The 834-nt window shown below is 37.3% G+C and carries 1 protein-coding gene; it reads left to right on the forward strand.

Annotated features, from left to right (window positions below):
• A partial coding sequence (locus PG901_RS13575) for a tetratricopeptide repeat protein (RefSeq protein ID WP_271134700.1) occupies positions 1-400 on the forward strand: 400 nt, incomplete at its 5' end.
• Positions 401-834 lie beyond the last annotated feature (434 nt).

Below are 834 nucleotides of genomic sequence, written 5' to 3' on the forward strand. Positions count from 1 at the left end.
TTATTGGTTACAACAAGCAGCTAACCATGGACATAAAGAAATGCAGGGGATGCTGGCATTGATGTATGAGAAGGGTCAAGGCGTAGATCAAAACGATGCTAAAGCGTTTGAGTTATATCAAAACTTAGCCAATGACGGTATTGACTTATACCAATCAAAAATTGGAGATATGTACCTTAAAGGTAAAGGTACAACCCAAAGTGATACGAAGGCTTTTGAGTGGACGCGCAAGGCAGCTTTGCAGGATCTTCCAATGGCTCAATCAGGGCTGGCAGTATTCTATGAGAAGGGTATCAATATACAGCAGGATAAAAACAAAGCGCTAGAATGGTATCAAAAGTCTTGCAGCAATGGATATCCGTTTGCCTGTGCTGAGTATCGAAGACTTTATCAAAAATAGATATCTGAAATCTAAATACCTCCTCAAAAATTAGGGTTATAACCTACAGTTCGATGTCTGTATAGGGAATCAATGAAACCCAATATTTCTATCCAACGTCATTCACCATAACGTCTATTGAGGGTGTCCTAGGTTCTGTGTAACTGACATTTAGCTTGCATTACTACTTACACAAAATTTAGGAAGGCCTCTCGCTTTATTATTCGTACATTCCTGCCCGACTCTGATACTGAAACCAAATAATGACAATAACGTTGCATTTTTTTGTTTTCCTGTTACTAGAATAGATTGATACTCGATGTTTTCAAAACGATTCAAATTATCATTCGTAATACACCAGCTTTATCTCTACAATCCCCCTTTATTTACACTATCAGATAGATTTAAGGTGAGTATTCCATGCTTTTGAGTATAGTTTACATTATTGGTATTAC

It is taken from the genome of Psychrobacter sp. ANT_H3 (genome assembly GCF_027919975.1).
Taxonomy (GTDB): domain Bacteria; phylum Pseudomonadota; class Gammaproteobacteria; order Pseudomonadales; family Moraxellaceae; genus Psychrobacter; species Psychrobacter maritimus.